This is a genomic window from Mucilaginibacter lappiensis (assembly GCF_050433765.1).
In the GTDB taxonomy this organism is placed as follows: Bacteria; Bacteroidota; Bacteroidia; order Sphingobacteriales; family Sphingobacteriaceae; genus Mucilaginibacter; species Mucilaginibacter lappiensis_A.
In genome coordinates, this window is record NZ_JBNPWP010000003.1 from 226,980 (window position 1) to 252,646 (window position 25,667).

Annotated in this window: 15 protein-coding genes; 9 read left to right on the forward strand and 6 right to left on the reverse strand. The window is 41.6% G+C overall.

The genetic code is table 11. The features are described from left to right. Positions 1–102: 102 nt before the first annotated feature. On the reverse strand, positions 103–684 hold the full coding sequence (locus tag M2273_RS11185; RefSeq protein WP_429396755.1) for a Crp/Fnr family transcriptional regulator: 582 nt from the start codon (positions 682–684) through the stop codon (positions 103–105). 157 nt (positions 685–841) lie between these two features. Further along, on the reverse strand, positions 842–1,105 hold the full coding sequence (locus M2273_RS11190; protein ID WP_429397498.1) for an alginate export family protein: 264 nt from the start codon (positions 1,103–1,105) through the stop codon (positions 842–844). Between the two features lie 107 nt (positions 1,106–1,212). On the opposite strand from M2273_RS11190, the gene M2273_RS11195 reads away from it, so the two are divergent. Beyond that, positions 1,213–1,377 (forward strand): hypothetical protein, encoded by a 165-nt coding sequence (locus M2273_RS11195; RefSeq protein WP_429396757.1) that lies wholly within the window; start codon positions 1,213–1,215, stop codon positions 1,375–1,377. Positions 1,378–1,506: 129 nt separating this feature from the next. Here M2273_RS11195 and M2273_RS11200 read toward each other — a convergent pair whose 3' ends face one another. Together M2273_RS11200 and M2273_RS11205 are read right to left on the reverse strand one after the other, a co-directional pair. Further along, positions 1,507–2,889: a SusD/RagB family nutrient-binding outer membrane lipoprotein gene (locus M2273_RS11200; protein ID WP_429396759.1), complete on the reverse strand. Its 1,383-nt coding sequence runs from the start codon at positions 2,887–2,889 to the stop codon at positions 1,507–1,509. A 30-nt stretch (positions 2,890–2,919) separates the two neighbouring features. Beyond that, positions 2,920–5,943, reverse strand: coding sequence for a SusC/RagA family TonB-linked outer membrane protein (locus M2273_RS11205; protein WP_429396760.1), 3,024 nt, complete (start codon positions 5,941–5,943; stop codon positions 2,920–2,922). Between the two features lie 315 nt (positions 5,944–6,258). On the opposite strand from M2273_RS11205, the gene M2273_RS11210 reads away from it, so the two are divergent. After that, positions 6,259–6,450 carry a DUF6055 domain-containing protein gene (locus M2273_RS11210; protein ID WP_429397500.1) on the forward strand — a complete coding sequence of 64 codons (192 nt, stop codon included), beginning with the start codon at positions 6,259–6,261 and terminating at the stop codon, positions 6,448–6,450. 105 nt (positions 6,451–6,555) lie between these two features. On the opposite strand, the gene M2273_RS11215 is transcribed toward M2273_RS11210, so the two are convergent. Together M2273_RS11215 and M2273_RS11220 are read right to left on the reverse strand one after the other, a co-directional pair. Further along, positions 6,556–8,955, reverse strand: coding sequence for a glycoside hydrolase family 127 protein (locus M2273_RS11215; protein ID WP_429396762.1), 2,400 nt, complete (start codon positions 8,953–8,955; stop codon positions 6,556–6,558). Positions 8,956–8,979: 24 nt separating this feature from the next. Next, entirely contained in the window at positions 8,980–11,349 is a 2,370-nt protein-coding gene (locus M2273_RS11220; protein ID WP_429396764.1) for a beta-L-arabinofuranosidase domain-containing protein, read from the reverse strand. A 412-nt stretch (positions 11,350–11,761) separates the two neighbouring features. Here M2273_RS11220 and M2273_RS11225 point away from each other — a divergent pair, with 412 nt between their 5' ends. The 7 genes from M2273_RS11225 (at position 11,762) to M2273_RS11255 (ending at position 25,665) form a co-directional block, all read left to right on the forward strand. Beyond that, positions 11,762–12,664, forward strand: coding sequence for an AraC family transcriptional regulator (locus M2273_RS11225; protein WP_429396766.1), 903 nt, complete (start codon positions 11,762–11,764; stop codon positions 12,662–12,664). Between the two features lie 85 nt (positions 12,665–12,749). Beyond that, positions 12,750–14,513, forward strand: a complete 1,764-nt coding sequence (locus M2273_RS11230; RefSeq protein ID WP_429396768.1) for a DUF885 family protein — start codon at positions 12,750–12,752, stop codon at positions 14,511–14,513. Between the two features lie 48 nt (positions 14,514–14,561). Further along, entirely contained in the window at positions 14,562–15,998 is a 1,437-nt protein-coding gene (locus M2273_RS11235) for an APC family permease (protein ID WP_429396770.1), read from the forward strand. 28 nt (positions 15,999–16,026) lie between these two features. Beyond that, entirely contained in the window at positions 16,027–18,258 is a 2,232-nt protein-coding gene (locus M2273_RS11240) for a putative Ig domain-containing protein (RefSeq protein ID WP_429396772.1), read from the forward strand. Positions 18,259–18,358: 100 nt separating this feature from the next. Continuing rightward, on the forward strand, positions 18,359–20,677 hold the full coding sequence (locus M2273_RS11245) for a prolyl oligopeptidase family serine peptidase (RefSeq protein ID WP_429396774.1): 2,319 nt from the start codon (positions 18,359–18,361) through the stop codon (positions 20,675–20,677). A gap of 269 nt (positions 20,678–20,946) precedes the next feature. Beyond that, positions 20,947–24,117, forward strand: coding sequence for a SusC/RagA family TonB-linked outer membrane protein (locus M2273_RS11250; RefSeq protein WP_429396776.1), 3,171 nt, complete (start codon positions 20,947–20,949; stop codon positions 24,115–24,117). Between the two features lie 60 nt (positions 24,118–24,177). Beyond that, complete coding sequence (locus tag M2273_RS11255; protein WP_429396777.1) at positions 24,178–25,665, forward strand: RagB/SusD family nutrient uptake outer membrane protein; 1,488 nt, start codon at positions 24,178–24,180, stop codon at positions 25,663–25,665. Positions 25,666–25,667: the final 2 nt, after the last annotated feature.

The window sequence follows — 25,667 nt, forward strand, 5'->3', positions numbered from 1 at the left end:
TGTAAAATTGCAGCAACAGCACGGCCCGGAACGATGAGAAATGATAAAAAAAAGCGTTGATATTTATCAACGCTTTTGTAAAATCAAAAATTAAAATAGAATTTATTTAATTGCTTGTTTTCTAATTCTGCTTAAAGTTTCTTTAGTTATGCCCAAAAAAGAAGCAATGAGATGTTGGGGGAATCGTTGAATAAATTGAGGGTGGTTATCGGCAAATTCTTTATAGCGTTTTTCTGCTGTATTACTAATGGTAGAATTCAATCTTCGCTGAGAAACGATGAAACTTCTTTGGTCCATTAACCTTGTCATTTGTCCAAATGAAGGTACTTTTTCTATCAGATCCAGCATGTCAGCTACTGTAGCAATGAGTAGTTCTGTATCTTCCCAGGCGTCAATATTATATCTTGATGGAGTAAGCATGACAGCACTTTCACGGTCGCTTGCCCAATAATTTTCAATGTATAATTGTACAATATGCTCCACACCTTTGTCATCTACGCTGTATTGTCGCATAGCACCTTTTATTATAAAACCAACGTATTTACACACATTGCCTTCTTCCAAAAAGTATTGCTTTTTTCTGAGCTTTTTTGGTTGAAAAGCACCTGCAATTAACGCTTCTTCATCACTTGTAAGTGGCAACGTAGCGTGTTGCTTGATGTAGTCTAAAAGCTTGCTGTGCATTGAAATGATTATTAAATTAAACCCAATGCAAAGATATATTTCACTTTGATAAAATTGGTGCTCGTTTAAAAGGCAAATGTAAACCGATAACAAAAAGGATGCTACTTCCAGTATTAATTTTATGAATACGATCAAAATTTAAAGCCCAAAACCGACCCTACGAAAAAACCGTCCTTGTGCTGCGGTATGATGTCATTGATAAAATCTCCCGTTTTAAAATATTGCACACCTCCGAAGATGCTCCCCAGGCACGGATATTATTCCTGCCAAACTTCCCCGATTGATAACCTGCTTCAAAATTGTAAAGTAATCCACTTCCATTTCTCCAAAACCGAACGCCAAAAGTATGTCGGGATTCATCAGCAACACCTTCATCAAACCTGGCGTTAGCCCTATCGATGCCGAGGTAAAAAAGATCGATATTGACGCTTTTGGCAGCAGCGCAATAATAAAAGGAAAAGCAACATCCTGAACGATCCGGGGTGTTGCTTTTTTTATCCGATCACCCATCACCTATACTATTAAAATATGACAGACGAAGCTGCCCTGATGATGGAAGATAATCTTAACCAGGTTTGGAATGAAAGAGATCCGGACGCCAGGTTGAAGGTCATCGAAATAGCAGAGCACCGGGATGTTGTGCAAGAAGAAGTGCCTGCCTCAAAAATTACAAGCGAAAACCCAATGACATAGTTCAACTTAATTAATTCCGGTAAATGAAAAATAATCTAACAGATGATCTGGAGCAGGATGAAATTTTTAATAATAAAAAACCCTCCTGAATGCCAGGAGGGTTTTTTATTATTAAAAAATTAACACATATTACTGTACATCCCACCACAGCCTATCGGTAAGTTTTGCACTTTGCTGGGGTTGTGTATTGGTCAAGATTTCACTTTGCGGGTATAACAACCTCCGCGGAATATCCGATAAAGCGCCGTTTGATTTGGTAATGGCAGGGTAGCCCGTCCGTCTCCAATCACTGAAGTTTTCGATATTGAAGAAATTAGCTACGCTTTTTTCTTCCATGATCCGTTGAATGGCATTGCCCGCGGTAAGTGTACCTCTTTGCAGCACGTAAGCGTTAGCGTCACCGGTAGTTACCGATAGTTTGGCCATATTTAGTTTAACTGCATCCTGGTATATCGGCTGCGCTGCTGCGGCTCCCGATTTGATGAACGTAGCCTCGGCTTTCAGGAACAATGCTTCTTCGTAATTGACGATATAATTGGGGGAGTTTGCCCCTGCATAAAAATCGGTAGGGTATGAATAGGTAGACAGATCGCCGGTAACGTCGCCAACTGTTCGGCCATGATATAATTTGGTCGATTCGGCCGGTTTTACAATCTTACTCAGTCGCGGATCGTTACGGCTTTTAAATCCTTCAACATAAGTGTTATTCAACACATATGTAGTAACTGGCCCAAAGTTAAGGTTAATGGTATTCTCGCTGCCGGCACCGCCAGAATAGGTAAACTTCAAATCATCATCGCTGCTTGCCATGCCGTTACTAAGGGCGGTTAAAGCAAGGTCGGCCTGTGCAGTTGCAGTATAACCTGGCGCTTTGGTCAGGTGCATATAATAGCGCGCCTTTAATGTATAGGCGAGCCTTTTCCACTTAGCCATATCGCCGGTATAGAAGTAATCGTCGCCTGCTGGTTTGGTGGTGGTGTTTTTTTCGATGTCCGCAATTCCGTTATCTAACAGTGTTTGCACCGCTTTGTAAATGTCTTCCTGTTTGTCATAAACAGGCGTGAGTTTGTCGTTGCCCTTAAAGGCTTGTGAATAAGGGATATCTCCCCAGATATCTGTGGCTGTTCCTAACGTATAAGCCGATAAGATCTTAGCAATAGCGGAATAATTAGCTTGACCGTCGGCTGTGGCTTTGGTATCAAGGATTTTAAGGTTATTAAGAATGTTTACATAATAGTTAAACCAATCGCCATCCAAATCAATATTGAATAACTGGTAGTTCCATATACCAGGATTGGGTTGGTTGGCGGTTATGGTTTGCATAAAATTTTGTACAATGATGCTGGCATTTCCGGCGTAAACCTGGTCAGATACGTTTAATTCAATAGGCGCCAGCAACAACGATTCCTGAACATCGGTGGGATTGTTAGGGTCTTTATTTACATCCAGCACCTTTTTACAACTTGTTGTTAAAGCAAACAGAACAAGCAGGTATATCGATATTTTTTTCATTTGATAATTTTTAAATCGGTTAAACATGGGTTAGAAACCTAACTTCAATGACAGGTTAAATGACCTTGCGGTTGGTGTTGAGAAAGCATAAATGCCTTGATTGCCGTTAGCGCTGCCGTATGAGCTGACTTCCGGATCGGCACCGGTGAAGTGTGGGCTGTAAATCCAGAGGTTACGGCCGGTTACTGTTAACGAAGCATTTTTAAATGGAGTTTTTTGTATAACTGAAGGAGAAAGCTGGTAGGCAAAACTTACGTTCCTAAGTTTTACATAAGTGCCATCCTGTATAGATGATTCGTATTGCCTGCTTTGGTAATAGGTTTGTGCATCAACCTTAACCGTATTGGGCGCACCGGTAGTTGCGTTAACGCCGCTTACTACAAAGGGCTGGCGGTTTTCTGTAACTTTTGCCGTTCCGTAAAAGAAAGCAACACTTTCCACATCATTTTGCACATCGCCATGCATTTTCACATCGAAAAAGAAACTCAGGCTAAATTGCTTGTACCGGAATGAATTGCTTATTCCGCCTGTCCAATCCGGGTTGGCATTACCAACCACGCCTTGCTCAGAATCAACTACAGGCAAACCGTTGTCGTCAATAAGCATTTGTCCGCTGGCGTTGCGTTTGTAGCGTGTTCCATAAAAAATATTATAAGGTTGCCCAACAATGATACGTCCTAACTGGGTGATCTTCTTTTCTTCGTTGATAGCCAATACTTTGTTGCGAATCCGGGTAAAGTTGAGGGTTACATCCCAACTAAAGTCTTTTGATTGAACTGGGCTGGCATTTAACAATAACTCAAATCCTTTATTCCTGATACTTGCCGAATTAACGGTTGTGCCGCCATATCCTGTCGCATTTGAAATCTGGATACCCGGGATAATGCCATTTAGTGATTTACGGTTGAAATACGAGCCTTCAAAACTTATCCTGTTATTCAGAAATTTTAATTCTAACCCGGTTTCAAATTCTTTCAGCTTCTCGTTTTGCAGGTAAGGGTTTCCAAGGGTAGAGCTTTGTAAAAAGCCAGGCTGGCTCTGGAATGGAAATGGAAAATAACCGGCATTTGTATTTCTACCGGCAAGCACATATGGCGTATTCAACGCATACGGCCCTACCGCATCGTTACCCACGGTTGCATAGGACAGGCGAAGTTTACCAAAATTCAATACCTGCGTTACCTGTTCAGGTAAAAAATGGGTGAATATAAAACCACCGGCTACTGATCCGTAAGGATAAAACTGCTTTTTCTCGTAAAGTACCGAACTACCATCATAGCGACCGGTGAGCGATAAGATCAGGAATTTGTCATATTCAATATTTGCCTGGGAGTAAAAGCCAATTTTCCGTTGGGAGCTGTGACCCTCAGAACCAGTTAAGGTTGAACCGGCAGCTACGTTATAGAAGTCTTTTACAGCCAAACCAGTACCGGTTAAATTGGTACTTTGCGTATAAATCGAATTATAATTATTTCCCAGTAACAGGTTCAGATCAAACTTTCCTACTTTCTGGCTTGCATTGGCGATCAGGTCATGATTGAATTGTCTGTAATTAACATCCTGGTTTTTTATCTGTCCCTTCAGGCCGATAGCCTCGCTTGGATTTTCCGTGTATTTGTCCTGTTCGGTATAAATGTCTGCCCCAAGCCTTTCTGTAATAGTCAGCCATTTGGTTGCGGTATAATTAAAAGAGGTTACCGGTAAAAACCTGTTTACTATAGCTGTGTTACTGATATTGTCTAATGTCCATAAAGGTGCGTTTCTGGAGAATCTGTAAAGCCGTTGGGAACCATCCGGGTTAAGTACCGGGTAAGGGTTCCATGATATGGGCTGCACTAAAACAACAAACAAAGGTCCATTACTTGCTCCCTCCGGCAAACGTTCCTGGGCCGAATTGGAATAGCCCAACTGGAAACTTGTGGTAAGGTTTTTTACAATATTGGTGGTATATTTAGTGAAAAATGAATGTCTTTTAAAATCATTGTTAGGTGAAATACCCTGTTGATTTAAATATGAATAGGAGATAAAGTAAGTGGAATTCGTGCTACCTCCGCCAATGCTTAAAGTATTGGTGGTAGTGTGCCCGGTTCTGAAGAAAGAAAAAGGATCATAGGTTGGCGCTTTTACACCATTGATCTTAAGGGTATCCATTTTGGGCCCCCAGGATGCACTGGTTTTCTGGGTTTCGCCATCGTAAAAAACGCCGCCCGTGCCCTGCCCGTAAATATTTTGTTTTTCAGGGAAAAGACCTTTTTCAAAGGAATAGTCGGACGTAAATGTTATTGCCGCCTTTTTATTAAGTGTGCCGCTTTTGGTGGTAATGAGTACGGCACCGGAGGCACCTCTTGAACCATACAAGGCAGTGGCTGCGGCCCCTTTTAAAACGTTTACGCTTTCTATATTATTGGGATCGATATCAATAATACGGCTGCTTCCGGCCCCGGCCGCGCCACCGCTTATGTTGCCGGTTTCCGTATTATCAATCGGAACACCGTCCACAACAAATAAAGCCTCATTATTACCGTTTACAGATACCGCACCGCGTACCACAATACGTGTAGAGGCACCCGCGGTACCGGACGAGGATGTGATTTGTACGCCCGACAGCTTACCATCCATAGCATTGATAACGTTGGATTCTTTAGCGCGGTTGAGTTCTTCGCTTTTTATTTCCTGTGTGCTGTAGGTAAGCATACGTTTTTCGCGTTTAACGCCTATTGCGGTTACCACGACGTCGCTAAGTTGCGTTACATTTTCAGAAAGTTTAATGTCAATACTGGTTTGTGAAGAAATCGGGACTTCAAAGGCTTTGTAACCCAGGGCGTTGACCGTTAAGGTGCCGGGCTTGGTATAACTTAATGAAAAGTTGCCGTTGCCATCGGTGATGGTCCCGCCGGTGCCCCCTTTAATTTTAATCAGGGCACCCGGAATGGCTTCCCCGCTTTCTGAACTTACGTGTCCCTTCAGTATAGTCTGAGCGAGAATTGTAAGTATTGAACAACACACAAATACGTGTGTTAGTAGCAATTTTTTTAGTAATGGTTTGATATACATAATTTTACAATTGAAGGTTTCTGATTTTCAACTTGTAAAGTTATTGGTGGCCGCAGGCTGTTTTTGTTTATAAATTAACCGAAGCTAATTATATCTTAACTTTTAACGTGCTGACTTTAAAATCGCCGTGGCTGAAGATGCATCCGGGGGAAATTAAAGCTTTAAGACCTTGACGGGATGCCGACGTAGATGTCAACATCGTTAATATATAAGAATAAGTTATCAATATCCTGAATTTCCCCCGCCGCTTGTCATCGTTAATTTTGATTATCAGTCAGATAACTTACCTAACTCCCGATCCTATTTAATTTACCCATAAAAAGTCCGTATGATGGTGCCGCGGATTTTACCGTACCGGCAAATACCGCTTATTTATGGCTGGTAGTAAGCGGTTCCCCGACCCGGCATTGGGAACATATCAGCGATGGGAACGCGAATAATGATGAAGAATGGCCGTACCAGATCAAACTATCAGGTACTACTTTGCATAGTTCTGTTATTAAATAGTTGAAATCGCAATATTCTTGTCCTGAAATGGCAAGACATAAAAAAGGCCTGAACCGCGAGTGTAAACCGTGATTCAGGCCTTTTTGCTGGCTGGCTACTATAGTTTTATTTCACCGCCCATTCATGGATTCCGGTAGAATTGTCGGCAGGAAGCTGGATCACCATTTTTAAAGCAGTGGTGTTAACCGGTTCAAACGTTATCTTATTGTAACTATCCTTGCTTATGGTATAGGGCGTTGTGTTTTTTACAGGTACCCATTCTCCGTCTTTTTTATAAAATAGCTGGTATGAAGCTGGTATACGGCAGCCTCCCCATGGTCCGTCGTCATACCAGTATACTTTCGATTCACTAATGGTATGCTCGGTATTAAAGTCATACTGCACATATTCACTGGTATTATGGGCCGGCCACCAGTGCAGGTAAGGGTAGTTGGTATCGCCCGAACTGCCTGGCTCATACTGATCTTTAATAGCCATGTACATTCTTTTGTTTTTTAATGACGAGGATACTGTACTGGTGCTGGCGATGGTTGGTGCCGGTTTCGGGCTTGCGGCTGATGCTTCATAAGGTATCCATACCGTCATTTCACTCGGCCCGCGGTTGGCCCAGGCATAATAGGGGATGGCCTTTACTTGTTGATCTGTTTCTATCAGGCTATCACTGTTTAACTGCCTTTTGGTGCTTTTACCGCCAATACTAATAACGTCCACGCCATTTAACAGGTCGGTTTTATAATTCGCTTCGGCAATAGCATTCTTATCAATTAATATGTTCTGAACAAGGCTGTCGCGGTTATCCGGTCCTTCCAGGCAATAAACTATCGGGCCGCGCTCAAATGCAAAACGGCCTCTATCGTCTTTTACATTTTCATTAGCCAAAACCTTTTCAGTCTCTAAAGGTAATGCCAGGGAAACTTTATCGCCTTTTTTCCAGCTGCGTTTTAAAACTGCATAACCTTTTTCGGTTACAAATGAGGTTGCTTTGCCGTTTACATATAGGACAACAGGCAGCGGAGTTTTATTCATAAAGGTATACAGGTTGCCCGGAACGGGTTGTTGTTTGGCCCAGCCCGGTATACGTACCCTTAAGGTAAACGCTGTTGTTTTTACAGGATTAACAGTAATATCAACCTGTCCTTTCCACGGGTAATCCGTTTGCTGAACAATGTTTACATTGCCCGAAGTAAGCTTAATATTGCTGGAGTTGCTCATGAACAGGTTTACATAAAGATCATTTTTGTTTTTGGCGTAAACGTAACCCGGCAACGATGGTAAAAACCGGGTCATGTTACTGATGCAGCACGCACAGCTGATCCAGGCACTGCGCTGGTGTTGAAACATGGAAGCTAAGGGATTGGGGTAAAAGAAACGATCGCCGCTCAATGATACGCCCGATAACAGGCCATTATAAAGTGTTCTTTCCAGTACATCAATGTATTTGGAGTCGCCATGCAGTAAAAACATGCGGTTGTTCCAGTAAACATTACCTATGGCCGCGCAGGTTTCTGCATAAGCCGACATATTGGGCAACTGGTAGGCATCACCAAAAGCCTCGCCGGCACCGGTGGCGCCTATGCCGCCTGTGATGTACAGCTTTTTATTAACCACATCGCCCCAGATGTCATCAATAGCATTTAAATATTTGGTGTCGCCTGTTAGTGCTGCAATGTCTGCCATGCCGGTGTACATGTAGGCGGCACGTACAGCGTGGCCTTCGGCTTCATGCTGGTCAACCACTTTTTTATTGGCTTGATTATAAGCATCTCCTTTTGGTCCGCGAACGTCTAAAAAGAATTTAGCAAGATCCAGGTATTGTTTGTTGCCCGTAACCCTGTACATTTTTGATAAACCGATCTCCACGATCTGATGACCGGGATATTCTTCGATCTTACCCGGTCCGAAGGTTTTTACCAGCAGGTCGGCGTTTTTTATGGCGATGTTAAGCAGGGTGCGTTTGCCGGTAGCCTGGTAATGGGCAACAGCGGCCTCATACAAATGCCCGCAATCATACAACTCGTGACTTAATATCTCTTCATTCACCCAGCGTTTATCACCAATCCATTCGTGTGGTTTTTTTGCATGCACCGTACGGAAGGTGTACAGGTAGCCATCAGGCTCCTGAGCAGCACCAATAATATTAATAAGTGTATCTATGTACCTGTCAAGCTTTGGGTTCTTTTTATTTTGCATGGAATAAGAAGCACCCTCAATTGCCTTATAAACATCCGTATCATCAAACGGAAACTCGCTTAGCTTATCGCCATCCAACTGCTTGCCTGCACGCAAAAAGTTATCCATGCGGCCATTTTTTTTGCATTGCGCAAGCACATAAGGGATGGTTACATTCGCGTTAACCTCCATTTTAGGTTCCCAAAATTTGTCGTTTACATGTACGCTGGTAAATGCTACAGGCTGTATAGGGTAATCCTTTTGCTGCCCAAACACTATGTTGCTTATTCCTATCATTGATAATAGCAAACAAGCTACTTTTCCTTTTTTTATCATTATATAGTTTCTTGAATTGTTTAATTAGTTCTTTACCATGCGACTGCCATAAACCGGGCCCGCGCTGTTGTCTTTTTTGGGCAATAATTTAACGGTTACTTTTTGTTTGCCTTTAGTAAGTTCGATAGGAATAAGATAGCTGATATCATAAAAGCGGCTTTCCTTATATTGATTCAAATCTTCGGTAGATAGCTTAATATCGTCTATCATGATATCAAATATACGGCCCCGGTTATCCATGCCCCAGTAGGTATTAATGAGCGTGTTTTGGCTGTTGGCATCAACCTTCATTTCATATTGCAGGTAACCTCCGTTTTCGGTAGATCGCCATTTTTTCTGATGATCTTCCCCTGTGACAGCGTTTTCCCCGCCAAAATTGTGGTCACGTTCGGGCTGCATTTCGCCTACGCGCAAAATATCTGTAGTACGTGCTTCCAGTTCCTGTTGTTTCTTCCTTTGCTCATCGTACGCCTTTTGCTGTACAGCCCATGAGTCTGGCGTAAATACATCCCAATAAACAGAATAGTATTCGTTTTTGGTTTGATTAAAAGGGATCAGCTTAACATCGGTTGGTTTGGCAATATTGGTGGCATTAAAGCTTAATTGCTTTTTATCAACCATCTGCAACCACTTGTTGGGGTCGGTTTCGCTGGTTACAAATACGGGCACACCCTTAAGCGGGTCGGGTTCGGTATTGCCTAAAACGCCTGCCAATAAAATCGGTCCGTAAAATACCGCGCGCCTGTTGGCGTTATCCGGCATGGCTTCGGTGTAAACATCCTCAGGCATGGTGAATTCAATTTTATCGTTGTTTTTCCATTTGCGGTTTAAGACCAGGTAACCCTGTGCATCTGCAGTAAGCTGCTGCTTTTTCCCGTTTATGCTGATACTGGTATTAGCGGCCCATTTGGGTTTACGTACGCGGATGGCCATCTGAACAGGTTTTACGGTTGTTACCGTAAGTGTGGTTCTGTCGCTCTCGGGCAGGTTGCTTTCCTGTTTTATTGATAAACCTTTTTCTTTCCAGTTTAATACCGATGGGATAAACAAATTAACATATAAGCTGCCATCGGCACCTCTGAAATAGATGCTTTCATTATACTTAACATGGTTTTCCATGCCCGAGCCTACGCAGCAGGTAAAGGTGTCAAAGGGACTGCTGTAATCCTTTTTTCCGCCCATCCTTAGAGGTACAAAGTAGCACATCATGCCTGTTTCATGGTTTTGCGATGCCAGGATGTGGTTATATAAGGCCTTTTCGTAATAGTCCATAAACTTTGCAGATGGCTCAAGGGCAAATAAATGCCTGGTGAGTTTAAGCATATTATAGGTATTACAGGTTTCTGTCGTATTTTCTGTAAGTTTATCGTTTAGTTTGTTGGGTTCGCTTAAATACTCGTAATTGCTGTTACCCCCGGTGGCATAAGAGTGATTATTTACAATGGTTTCCCAAAAGAAATCGGCAATGGCTTTGTCTTTTTTATCGCCGTTAAGTTCATACCGCCTGGCGCTGGCAATTATTTTAGGAATCTGCGTGTTGGAATGTTTACCGGGCAGTATATCTTTCTTTTCGGCAAGCGGATCTAATATGCGTTTGTCGTAAAATTTATAGGATAGGTCAAGGTATTTCTTATCGCCAATTATGGAGTATAAATTAACCAGGGTTTCTGCCATGCCTCCGTATTCGCAAAGCAACATTTTCTGCAGCTTTTCATCATCGAGGTTTTTAAGAGTTTCCCCGGTCCAGTCGGCCATGCCTTTGCATATTTTTAGCGCCTGGGTATCGTTACAGTATAAATAGGCATCCAATAGTCCGGCCATTACCTTATGTACAGTGTACCATGGCGACCAGCCACCATTCAGGTCGAAACCGCGTGAGCGGATATCACCTTTTGCTACTTCGGCCCAAATGGTATCTTCTTTTGGGATAGCGCCCACATAACCTGTTTTACGTGCAACCTGGCATTCCCCCAATTCTTTAACTATATAGTTTACCCGTTTTAAAAATTCAGGATCGCGGGTTGATGCATAATGCATAGATAGGGCCGATAGGTAGTGACCGAGTGTATGCCCTGCTAAGCCCGATGTCTCCCAGCCTTCATACATTTTTCCCTTTGGTTTTAACCCCGAGTGAGAGCGGAAGCCAGCTAATAACCTGTCGGGCTCAATGGATAATAGGTAAGCCGCATCAGCCTGCATAGCCTGTTTAAAAGGGCTATTAAGTAATTGTACATCTTTTAAATCAAAAGTGTAGGCCTTGATCTCGGTTTGGGGTTTCACTTTTAAGCGGGTCTCGTTCCACTCGGGTACGTATGATTGCGCATAAGTTATGTTGGCGGTTAGAAAGCCCAAAACAACAACTACATTTAATATAAAACACTTTTTATTTACCATAGCATTATCGGTTAGTTAGATCTCTTTATGAAAAATCTAAATTACTACGACTGCATGAGCTATTTTTAATCATATTTGCTATAAATAGCAGGATTTTAGCTTCTTTATTTAATTGGTAATGTATTTGCCTTTTTTACCAATACAATCGAAACTTCATTTTTTTTGATTAAACAGGAATCTGGTGGCTTTCTCTTTTTAAAAGATTATTTGGGAATAAGAAGGATTGATGCCCTGTATTCTACTATTATTGTGTAATCGACAATTATTATTTTGAATGCTTCAATTTTACCCATATTAAGTATTGTATTCACAATATATTAGCCTGTTGTGGTTGTAAATTACCTTTTTGGCGGTAAAATTTGGATTCTAATATTAAATGATTGTAAATTAAACACTAATTAATCTTGTTGTTATGAAAGTTTTACAGTTTACTATTCCGGTAGCGCATGATAAAAGCGTGATCGCAGAAAAGGTTTGTCAACCGTATCATTATCCCTATTTACATCGCCACAAGGAAATTCAGCTTACGTGGATTAAGAAAGGGGAGGGGACTTTAATTGTAGGAAATAATATGCATCATTATGTGGCAGGTGATGTGTTTTTAATAGGCGCTAATATGCCCCACGTATTCAAAAGTAGCCCTGAGTATTTTTTACCAAATTCGGGTAAAATGGTAGAAGCATTAACTGTTTTTTTTAATTCTGATGGGGTACTGGCCAATGTATTTAATCTTCCGGAGATGAAGCCCAGCGCTATCTTTATACAACAGCACCAACAAGGCTTTAAATTGCCTAACTATACTTTAGGTAAAATTTACAAGGCTATGAATCTTTTACAAGATCAATGTGGTTTGGATCAGTTTATGGCTTTTTTAAACCTTTTAAAAGAATTTACCTGTATCAGGGCAAAATTAGATCCCTTATCTACCTACGGTAATTTGCCGGGAATAACAGAAAACGAAGGTATCCGTATAGGTAGTATTTATAATTATATCATGCAGCACTTTATGGAGGATATTACTTTAGAGGATGTTGCAAAGGTTGCTTTTATGACCCCGGAGTCTTTTTGCCGCTATTTTAAAAAACATACCGGGCATACATTTGTAACTTTTCTTAATGAAGTAAGAATTAACGAAGCTTGCAAAAAACTCATTGCACACCGCTTTGAAAGCATTAATACGGTTGCTTACAAATGCGGATTTAAGAGCATTACCAATTTTAACCGCGTTTTCAAACTTATCATAGGCAACTCGCCACGAGGATACCTGGATAATTACCATCATAATATCATTACCCTTGCCAGGGCGGCCAGCTAAATCATCCTGAACTATTTTTTTAATTATTTTACTTTTTAATACTTACTAAGTGATAGTCCGTTGCAATAACATAATATCAAATTTAATGGTAGTTTTTTTGGTCATGATAGCTTTTATGACCAAAGCACAGAATACGTCTTTTTCAAATCCTCTTTTTGAACAGACAAGCGAGGTTGCAGGGAAGATTATACAATATGGACAGGATATCAATGCCATAAAGGATTTTTACTCTCCTTATAATGTTAACAAACATGCAGAGGATCAGTATAAACTTCACGTTCTCAATTCTCCGGAGCAAAGAAAAAGATTATTGGAAATAAACGCGGATTACCTGAATCAACTGGGCGAAATGGATTTTGCATCGATGAGCATATATGGCAAAGTGGACTATATCCTCCTGAAAAAAAGAATTAACTATGAAATTGACATGCTTAAAAAGGAGGATGATCAGTATAACCAGGTGGCCAAATTTGTTTCATTTTCAGATAGAATTTATGCGTTGGAAAAAAAGCGCCGCCGGGGCGATTTTGTTGACGGAGAAAAGGTTGCCGGCGAATTAGTCCTTATACTGCAGCTACTTAAAAAAGACTCGACTGTTTATTCCAAGCTGCCAAGCATAGATTTGCCATTGGCAAAAAAAATGCATGATGCGCTTTTGGGGCTAAAAGGGAGGTTGACAGATTTTTATGATTTTTATTATGCTTATGATCCTTCATTTACCTGGTGGGTACCTCAATCTTATCAAAAACTTGATAACTCGCTAAAAAAATATAGTGATTTAGCGTTAGTTAAAGGTAAACTAAATACTACGCAAAAGGCCGATAGCAGTGGTATTAAAGGGGTTCCGATTGGCAAGCAGGAATTGATAAGGCAGCTTCAGTCCGAAATGATCCCTTACACGCCGGAGGAACTGATAAAACTGGCTAATAAAGAATTTGCCTGGTGTGATAAAGAAATGCTGAAGGCCTCGCAGGAAATGGGTTTCGGCAACGAGTGGAAAAAAGCGCTCGAAAAGGTAAAGAACAGCTATGTGCCTGTGGGCCATCAGCCAGAACTGATTGTTAAACTATATAACGATGCTATAGGCTTTATTAAAGAGCGCGACCTGATCACCATACCACCACTTGCCGAAGAAACCTGGGGCATGGTTATGATGTCGCCCGAGCGCCAATTGGTCAATCCATTTTTTACAGGTGGAAAGGAGATCAGTATCTCTTACCCAACCAATACCATGGAGGCGCAGGATAAGCTCATGAGTATGCGGGGCAACAATCCCTATTTTTCCAGGGGGACTGTACAGCATGAGCTGATTCCCGGTCATAACCTGCAATATTTTATGAATAGCCGTTATAAGGCCTACAGGCAGGATTTTACTACTCCCTTCGCCGGCGAAGGCTGGTCTTTATATTGGGAGTTATTGTTGTATGATAAAGGTTTTGCTAAAACGCCCGAGGAGCGGGTTGGTATGCTGTTTTGGCGTATGCACCGCTGTGCCCGTATTATATTTTCTTTAAACTATCATTTGGGCAATTGGACCCCGCAGCAGTGCATTGACTTTTTAGTAGATAGGGTAGGCCACGAAAAAGCAAATGCCGAAGGCGAAGTAAGGCGCTCATTTGAAGGTGGATACAGTCCGCTTTACCAGGTAGCCTATCTCCTGGGCGGATTACAGCTGATGGAACTGAAAAAGGAGATGGTTGACAGCGGTAAAATGACCTATAAGCAATTTCATGACGCCGTAATGAAAGAGAATCTTATTCCCATAGAAATGGTAAGGGCCACATTAACCAATCAACCCTTAACCAGGGATTTTACTACCAGCTGGAAGTTTTACGATTTTAACAAGTAAGCATCAATACTTATTCCTCATTTTTTTAAATAAAGATCAAAATTTTGCATGGATACTAATACCTCATTTAAACCATCGTTAAGATTAATTGATGCAACTATGCTGGTAGCAGGTAGTATGATCGGTTCGGGCATTTTTATTGTAAGTGCCGATATTACCCGTAATGTAGGCAGCGCGGGCTGGCTACTATTTGTTTGGCTCATAACGGGCTTTATGACCCTCACAGCCGCCCTTAGTTATGGTGAATTAAGTGCGATGTTCCCAAAGGCCGGCGGACAATATATTTACCTCAAAGAAGCATATAATCCACTGGTAGGTTTTTTATATGGCTGGAGTTTTTTTACCGTTATTCAAACGGCAACCATAGCAGCCGTAGGTGTAGCCTTTGCAAAGTTTACTGCCTATTTAATTCCGCAGCTTAGCGAAACACTGGTAACTGTTGATCTCGGCTTTATTACCATTTCGCCCGCGCAGTTGCTTTCTATACTGGTTATAGTACTGCTCACCTACATCAATACGCGAGGGGTAAACAGTGGTAAAATTGTTCAAACTATATTTACTATGGCCAAGCTGTTAAGTCTGCTGGGTTTAATTGTGTTTGGCTTATTTGCCGTAAAAGCCTCCGTATGGAGCAGCAACTGGCATAATGCCTGGACATTGCATAGCTTAAAAGCCGATGGATCAATTGCATCTTATACTACCCTTGCTGCATTAGGTGCCATCGCCTCGGCCATGGTTGGTTCCATATTCAGCAGCGATTCCTGGAACAATGTTACCTTTATTGCTGGCGAGGTTAAAAATCCGAAAAGGAATATTGGTCTAAGTTTGGCTTTAGGTACAGTGATCGTTACGGTTATTTATATTTTAACTAACATCATGTACACAGGTGTGCTGTCATTACATGATATTGCTACGGCAGATAAGGATAGGGTAGGTGTAACGGCATCTCAACAGATATTTGGCAGCTCTGGTACTATTATTATAGCTCTGCTTATCATGGTATCCACTTTTGGTTGTAATAACGGGCTGATCATGTCTGGTGCCCGTGTTTATTACTCCATGTCGAAGGATAAATTGTTTTTTAAACAAGTTGGTATACTCAATAAAAACTCGGTGCCTGGCTTTGGCTTATGGCTGCAATGCATTTTTGCCTGTTTGTGGAGCCTTAGTGGTAAATATGGCGATCTGCTGGATATGATATCATTTGTTGTTGTCGTTTTTTATGTACTTACCATCATCGGCATATTTATTTTACGCAAAAAAATGCCGGATGCCGAACGACCTTACAAGGCCTTCGGTTATCCTGTTTTGCCTGTAATTTATATCATTATGGGGCTCACCTTTTGCCTGTTGCTCATCAAATATAAGCCCGCGTATACCTGGCCCGGATTAATTATTACGCTTACCGGGATTCCTGTTTATTACCTGATAGGCAGAACCCAACAAAAAAAAGGAGCAGGCGAATCGTTGTTGGTTAACGATTAATCACGCTGCTTATCAATATAACTATAACATGATCAGATTTTTCATAGGCATAGCGCTTTGGTTTTCAATCCAGGTAGCCTATGCCCAAAACGGCAAATATTTAAAGCTGCCAGCCGCTAAATTTTCTATAGGTGATGCATCCGACTGGAAGGCCGCTGCTTTTAATGATAACCAATGGAAGGATATTAAAGTCGGTGAGGTGTGGCAAAGTCAGGGTTACCCAGACTATCACGGATATGCCTGGTACAGGATACATGTTACTATCCCATCGTCATTAAAACAAAGCGCGGTATGGGGTGATAGTTTGCGGGTTTTTTTAGCTCACGTAAACGATGCCGACGAAACTTATCTTAACGGTACATTGATAGGGAAAACTGGGGCGTTCCCTGATGACCAGGGCGGTTACATAAGCAAGTGGCCCGCCAGCCGCAATTATTGTGTCGCGGCCGGCAGTCCTGCTATAAAATGGGATGCAGAAAATATTATTGCCATAAAAGTTTTTGATGGTGGTGGTTCCGGAGGCATATTTATGGGGTCGCCATTTATCGATATGCTCGAAAAGTCTGATGGTATTGCATTTAATCTTTCCGGAATAGAATTTTTGCCTGGCAGCAAAGCTGAACAGAAGTTAACTGTAAGCAATAAATTCAATACTGCAATAGCGGGAATACTTCATTACCAGGTAATAGACGAGTTAAAGGACAGGGTTATTGAAGATAAATTGATACCTGCTTCTTTACCCGCATATTCTGGGAAAGCTTTTACACTTGCCTTTCCACACCGCGAAGGAATAAAACTTGTTTATGATTTTAAAGAAAAGGCATCAGGAAAAGTAAAAAGCTTTACAGAAATTGCCCCATACCTGCTAACCCCCAAAGAGCCCCTGGAACCTTTAATTAACGGCGCCGGAGTGTTGGGCGTACACGCGGGTTCACCTATAATTTATAAGGTACCGGTAAGCGGGCAAAGGCCTTTTAAATATAGTATTCAACACCTGCCCGCAGGTATAAGCTTTGATACACAAAAGGGTATTATAACAGGTAGCCTCCCAAAAAACGGGAGCTATACCTTAAACATTAAAGTAAGCAACCGTTTTGGGGAAAACAGAAAAGCATTTATAATTAAGGTTGGCGACAAGCTGGCCTTAACCCCGCCCATGGGCTGGAATAGCTGGAACTGCTGGGGATTAAGCGTGAGCGATGCAAAAGTAAAAAGTTCGGCCCGGGCCATGATTGATAAAGGACTTACTGATTATGGCTGGAACTATATTAATGTTGATGATGGCTGGCAGGCGGCACAAAGGTTAAACTCAGGCGAGATCATCCCTAATGAGAAATTTCCGGACATGAAGGCTTTGGGCGGTCAATTGCACCAGGAGGGGTTGAAATTTGGCATTTATTCTTCGCCGGGGGCTAAAACATGTGGCGGTTTCTTAGGCTCATTTGGTCACGAAGCGCAGGATGCCATGACTTATTTTAACTGGGGAGTTGACTATTTAAAGTATGACCTGTGCAGTTACTCTGATAACACAGCTGGTGATACAACACTTTATGCCCAGCAAAAACCCTACATAGTAATGCGCGATGAATTGAAAAAACACCAGCGTGATATGGTTTACAGTATCTGCCAGTACGGTATACATGATGTATGGAAATGGGGCGCGGAAATGAACGGCAGCCTGTGGCGTACAACCGAAGATATTACTGATACCTGGGAAAGCCTTTATAGTATTGGCTTTAGTCAAACCAATAATGCGACCTATGCACATCCGGGCGGATGGAATGATCCCGACATGCTGATAGTGGGCATGGTGGGCTGGGGCGAGAACCTGCACCCAACAAACTTAACCCCGTATGAGCAATATACCCATATAAGTTTATGGAGCCTGCTATCAGCGCCATTGCTTATTGGCTGTGATATGAGTAAGCTGGATGAGTTTACCCTGAACCTGCTAAAAAACCGTGAAGTGATAGCCCTTGATCAGGATGTATCTGGTAAGCAAGCCGAGCGGTTGATAAATGATAATGGGATACAGGTTTGGCTAAAACCACTTGCGGATGGCAGTAAAGCGGTGGGGGTATTTAACACCGGCGATAAATATAAAAACTACAACCTGCAGTTTAAACAGATAAACCTGACAAAAGCAACCGTTGTAAGGGATGTTTGGAAGCAAAAGGATATAACTGCTGCACCGTTAAAAAATATATCCTTTAACATACCGCCACATGGGGTAAGGCTTTTAAAGATAATTGGCAGGTAATGACTGATTAAAGGGTAATTGCTGGGTAATAGTTGGTAATTTATTGAAAAAATGATGCCCGGCTATTATTTAATTTTAATAAACATAAACTCTTATCGTTATGCATGGTACGCGTTCGCACCTATACTCATTTTTTTTAATTCTGCTTGTTTTTTCAGCAGCTCACACTTATGCCCAGCAAACACCGGTTGCACCATATTTACCCACTCACCAGGAGGTATTACAATCCTATATCCATGCCGATAAACTTGATTCGGCCTGGAAGAAATTGGCAATTAACTATAACATTAAGCCCAACTGGCAGCCAAATAACAAACAATTTTGGTATGGCAAGCGGGTAAAAAACAATGAAACCGATTATTATTTTGTAGATGCTGAAAAAGGATTAAAACGCAAAGCATTTGACAGTAAACAAATGGCTGATGTTATTAGCACAGTACTTGGCAAACCATTGCCGGTGAACAAGCTGCACATCACGAAAATGTTTTTTAGTGCCGATGAAAAGCAGGTAACGCTTAAAATAAATGATAGCTGGTTGAAATGTGACCTGAGTAATTATCATTGCGAAAAAACAACCGATACGTTATTTAAGAGTTATGATCCTAATGAGCCGCTTCAAACACGCAGGTACCGTTGGGAAGGATTAGTAACTGATTCTGTTTCGCCTGATAAACAATGGGCTGCTTTTATAAAGGGCGGTAATATTTATGTAAAGTCATTAAAAGGGTCTGCCGAAATTCAATTCACTACTGATGGCAGCCTTGATAAACCTTATGGCGAGGTATCATGGGCTCCTGATAGCAAACATTTGGTAGCCTATCATATTGACCCTAAAAAAACAAAAGAGGTATACTATATTCTCAGTTCGGTACCCGGCACAACACGTGGTAAGCTTAAATCGCATGAATATGACCAGCCGGGAGATGAATTTACCACTTATGAGCCGTTTATTTTCAGCATAACCGATAAAAGTAAATTAAAGGTTGATGCAGAAAAACTTGACTTTTTTGGGGCCCCAGTGCTGCACTGGCGCGACGGGAACAGCCGATATTTTACGTATGAAAAGGTTGACCGGGGGCACCAGCGCTTCAGGGTTATTGAGGTGGATGTACAAACCGGGAAAACACGCAACATCATTGATGAAAAAACAAACACATTTATCTATGAGCAAAGGATTTATACACGTTATTTACCCAAAACGCATGAGATAATATGGGTTACCGAGAAGGACGGGTGGCGCCACGCATATCTCGTTAATGAACTAACAGGGAAAGAAAAGCTGATCACCGCAGGTAACTGGGTTGTGAGGGATATTGATAGTGTAGATGTAAAGAAAAGAGAGATCTGGTTTAATGCGAGTGGCAAAAATGCAGGCGAAGACCCCTATTTTATCCACTATTATCGTATAGGTTTTGATGGCAGGAACCTGGTTGACCTAACCCCCGAAAAAGGGAACCATAGCCTTACCTTTTCGCCTGGCAGGAAATATTATATCGACACCTATTCAGAAGTGAATATAGCGCCGCGTATGGTGCTTAAGAACACATCAACATTTAAAACAATAACCGAACTTGAACACCAGGATCTGAGCGATCTGTTAGCTACCGGTATTAAATTGCCCGAGGTGTTCGTTGCCAAGGCCCGCGATGGCAAAACAGATATTTGGGGCGTTATCTATCGCCCGGCTAATATGAACCCTAATAAAAGCTATCCTGTTATTGAAAATATATACGCCGGTCCGCAGGATTCATTTGTTCCCAAGAGTTTTTCAGTGATCAATGAAATGCAAAGCATCGCGCAGCTGGGATTTATAGTGGTACAAATTGACGGAATGGGCACGGCTAACCGCTCCAAAGCTTTTCATGATGTATGCTGGCATAACCTTGCTGATGCCGGTTTTGCTGACCGTATTTTATGGATGCAGGCTATGGCTGCAAAATACCCGCAGGCGGATATCAGTCGGGTAGGGGTTTATGGTACATCAGCCGGGGGACAAAATTCAGCAGGGGCATTATTGTTTCATCCCGAATTTTATAAGGCTGCAGTATCGGCCTGCGGGTGTCATGATAACCGGATAGATAAACAATGGTGGAACGAACAGTGGATGGGCTATCCGGTAGGGCCGCATTATGAGCAGCAATCAAACATTACCAATGCTGATAAATTAAAAGGTAGTTTATTGCTGATTGTAGGTGAGGCCGATAACAATGTTCCTCCGGAGTCGACTTATCGCTTTGCTGATGCCCTGATAAAACATAATAAGTATTTTGACCTGCTAACTATACCCGGAATGGGTCATAGCGATGGCGGCCCTTATGGCCGTAAAAAGAAAAGAGATTTTTTTGTAAGGCATTTGTTAAACACCGAACCTCCTGTCCGTAATACAGATGAACTTACCGCGGTGAGCATGGAAGAATAATCGCCTGGGTTTCCTCATCAATTGGTTGTTTGCTGAGAAATTAAACTTCATGTATTTTAATTTTACCATTATAACACTTATAACCTGTAAAAAGGCACACCACTCAGTGGTGTGCCTTTTTAATTAATTGTTTATCAAGTAATTAAATGTTAAAAATAGGATAATATATTGTTAATATGTGTTAAAATAACAATTAAAAAGCATAAGGTATCCGCATACATTTATCATATATAAATTACTTATTGATATTGAATTTAAAGTGATAATTTATGACAAGAACCTTTACACACCACAAGAAATTTTTGATCCTTTGTACACTGTTCTGTTTGCTTATACCCTGGCTGGCATTTGCGCAGAAAACAGTTACCGGAGTAGTTGTTGATAAAACCAATGGCGGTTTGCCCGGTGTAAGTGTAATTCAAAAGGGTACCACAAACGGAACAGTGACCGATAAAGAGGGGCACTTTTCCATAACCTTAAAGGGGGCCAACACCGTACTTCTATTCCGTTTGGTTGGTTTTAAAACCAATGAGTTTCCTGTAGGCTCAAGAAGTACCTTAAAGGTATTGCTTGATGATGACCTTAAATCGTTACAGGAAGTTGTGCTGATAGGTTATCAGGGAGTTCAAAGGCGTAAAACCACAGGCGCAATAGCCACTGTAAAGGGTAAGGATATTGAAAATACACCTTATGCCTCCTTTGATCAGGCCTTGCAGGGGCGGGTTGCCGGTTTATCAGTACTAAGTACCTCAGGTGAACCTGGTGCAAGCACTCTTGTTAATATAAGGGGCAGCAGTAATATTAACCAGGGCAGCAGTACAGCGCCTTTGTATGTAATAGATAATATCATTTATGATGTAAATGATAAGCAATCAAGCTATGGCAGCAACCCTTTAGCCATTATTAACCCTAATGATATTGAATCAATTGATGTTTTAAAAGATGCATCAGCTGCTGCCATATATGGTTCGCGCGGATCAAATGGTGTTATCATTGTTAAAACAAAACGCCCTAAACTCGGCATCCCCCAAATTCGCTTATCAACCTATTACGGTATTTCTGATAAGCCTTCATTAATACCTGTGGTTACGGGAGCTGCAGAAAGGCGTTTAAAATTAGGGATACTTTATGACCAGGGTGCTTACACCAACATACAAAACGGGCTGAGCCCAATACTTACTGATAGCTTGAATACTGCCTTTAACAACAATACCGACTGGCAGGGGCTACTTACCCAAAGGGCTACGCTCTCAAGTATTGATGCCAGTATTAGCGGAGCCGAAGAAAAATACTCTTATAAGTTCTCAATGAACAAGTATTATGAACAAGGTGTATTAAGAGGGTATGATTTTAACAGGTTAACGCCAAGCTTATATTTCCAGGTTAACCCGGTTAAAGCTATTCAATTCAGCACCAATGTTATTTATGGTACCACCAAATCAAAACATGGTATTGGTTCGGGCGATCCATTTGTCACTTATCCGTTCAGCGTTCAAAGTTTTCCTTCTTCGTTTTTTCAGATCAGGCCTGCCGAACAAGCGTTGTATGAAGGCCGGTATGATGACCTGAGAGATGATGACCGCAACACTTCTCTTTTGGCCAACTCACAACTGGTAGCAACACTGGCTAAAGGCTTAATATTTAACAGTAGTTTTTCATTTAACACCGATAATAATACCAGGAATTATTTCTTACCCGCCGAACTCAATAATGGTGTAAGTATGGCTTCAACAACAGTTCTGCAGCAAAGGATCTGGGAGGTTAACAATTTTTTATCTTATGACTTTAAGGTAAAGGAAAACCATAACTTTTCGGCATTGATAGGGCAGGGCGCTTATGACCTTACAAGGGATAATTCTTTTTTACAGGGACTAAATCTATCTATTGATGGCGTTAAAACCGTACAGGGGGTTGCTCCGGGTGCAAACTTAATAGGTAACTCTTACTCTGAAGAAAACAGGAAGCTATCATATTTTGCCAGGTTTAGTTACGATTATAAGGGTAAATACCTGTTTCAGGCAAATTATCGCAGGGATGCATCATCAAAATATAGTCTTGAACACAGATGGGGCAATTTTCCTTCTGTTTCAGCAGGATGGATACTTTCTGACGAGCCATTCTTTAAACCATTGAGCAAGGCCATCTCCTTCCTGAAAATAAGAGGAAGTTTTGGTATTACCGGGCAGGACCCATCTAATTATTATGCGCAGTATACCACACTTATTTCGGATGCATACTATGACGGATCATCGCTGGCTAATGGTACTGCGGGCGAGAGGCGGCTTGTAAATATCCCTACTTATGGCGGCACCCAGGTGGCTTATCCTAATTATTATATACCGGCAGCATCCCCAACCATTAAATGGGAAAGCAGCCCGCAGTTTAATATTGGGGCCGATATCAACTTTTTTAATGACAGGATAAATTTTACCGGCGATTATTATATCAGGAATACAAATAACCAGGTGTTTTCGGTACCGGTACCTATTACAACAGGTTACACCTCAATAAGCAGTAACTTTGTTGGCACGCGTAACACAGGTGTTGAAATTACCATCAATACCCGTAATATGGCAAGCTCTTCAGCTTTCCAATGGTCAACCAACTTTAACATTGCCTATAACCAAAATTATGTAACCAAATTGCCAAACGGCAACAGGGATATTACTTACGGGCCACCATACCTGTCAGAAAACTTAACGGTAGGTAAGCCATTATTTTATTACAATTCATGGATAGTTACCGGGGTGTACGCTAAAGATTCTGATGTGCCCGTTGATCCTTTAACCGGCCTTCGTTTGCGTCATGACAGCAAATCAGGTCCGTTTTATTCGGCAGGTGACCCTATACGGAAAGACATCAACGGCGATTACATTATTGATGATAAAGACAGGGTGGAGAACGGGAGTCCTAATCCTAAATTCACAGGAGGTTTTACAAATACATTCACCTATAAAAACTTCTCCTTAAGCATATTAACAACCTTCATGTTTGGCCGCCAGATCAGGAATGGTTATCTGTCAGATCTGTTGCAGGTTGCCGGAACTAATAATCCTTATGATGTATATGGTACAAATGCTGCAGTAGCCTTAAAACTTAACGACGGACAAACATTCTGGCAAAAACCGGGTGATGTAGCCACTTTCCCGGGACTGATAACCAACAATGTAGATAAGTGGAACATAGCCCAGTCAACCTTTGTACAAAACGGAAGCTTTATAAGAGTTAAAAGCGCAAGATTAAGTTATGCATTGCCGGCAAAATTAGCCAGCCGGTATAAATTACAATCTATCAGGATCTATTCCATAGTTGATAACATCTACCTTAAAAAGTATGCTAACATACCCGATCCCGAACTGGTGGGAGTTGATGGTTATGCAAATGGTACATCTTATCCTCAGCCTAAAAAAATAACATTAGGCCTCGACCTGACATTTTGATAAAGCCCGGTATCTGGCAATGAATAATTTTTACAACGTAAATCATCAAAAATTAAACAAATGAAAAAGACATATATAATAGCAATACTGGTTAGTATGAGCATATTAACTTTTTCCTGCAAGAAATTTCTGGATCTTAAGCCAGTTAGTACACCTATTACCACTGATTTTTTTAAAACAGCCAATGAGGCAAACAGTGCTGTTGCAGGATGTTATTCGCTATTGCGCACCGCGCTCAATAATAAAACAATAACGTATTATGCTTATGGCGACGTGGCTACAGATGAGTATTCCTCATTTGGAGGGGTAGAGGATATGAATGATGTTGGAAATGTTAACTGGTCATTACCGGTTGCAGCAACATCCGATTACCGAACCATGATAAACCTGCGCAGGTGGGATAATTTTTACAGGGTTATTGATAACGCTAACCTTTGTATCCAGAATATCCCCGGCATTGATTTTACTACCGATAACTCAGGGAATGATCTGGTGGTAACCAAAAACAATTTAATTGGTGAGGCTTATTTTATGCGGGCGTTTACCTATTTCTATATATCAAGGGTATGGGGCGATGTACCGCTGGTGATTAAAAGTGTTAATGCAGGCGATGCGGTAAGTACTGCAAGAACCCCGCAAGCCACCGTTTTGGCTCAATGCATCAGCGATTTGAAAAAGGCTATACCGCTTATGCAATATGGCTACGTAAACTCAAATAACCGCGCTGTTAGGGCAAATCGCGGGAGCGCTTTTGCCTTGCTTGCGCATATTTATGCATGGCAGCAGGATTATCAGAACTGCGCGGCAGCAGCAGATTCTGTTATAAAAAGAGGAAACTACCAGTTAGTTGACAGGAGCAGTACCGGGTATTTAAGTATTTACAAGGGTCAGTCGACAGAAGGTATTTTTGAGATAGCCCAAAGTGCCTCAAACGAAGGTTCAACAGCCGGGATCCCTTTTTATACCACCAAAGCTCCTTATAATACGCTGATAAATGGCTCCGCGGTATTTGTTATGAATACAGATCATTTAAACAGCCTTTTTGCAGATACCACCGATCTTAGGTTAAAGAACGCTTTTGCATTTACGGGAACTACAGACCCCATTTGTATTAAATACTCCAACTTTCAGTATACACAGCAAAATACCAATCAAATAGCCGTTGCTTACTATAACATTATTGTTTTCAGGCTTTCGGATATCATTTTGCTCAGGGCCGAAGCTTTGGCCGCAATTGGCCAGTCGGCACCGGCTATTACCTTGTTAAACCAGATCAGAACAGCAGCAGGCATCAAACCTTACAGCGGCACAGCTGATGAGTTGTTTGAAGCTATAATTGATGAACGTGGCCGGGAGCTGTTTTTAGAGGGACATCGTTTTTATGACCTGGTACGTCTTGCCCGCCAAAAGGGCATAGCCGAATTTGGCGACACCAAAATAAGCCTGTCTGAATTTAACCGGGGCAAATATTACTGGCCTATTGACCCTATTCTTATTACACTCGATAATAGTTTAAAACAAACCCCTTACTGGTCATCAAAATTGTAATA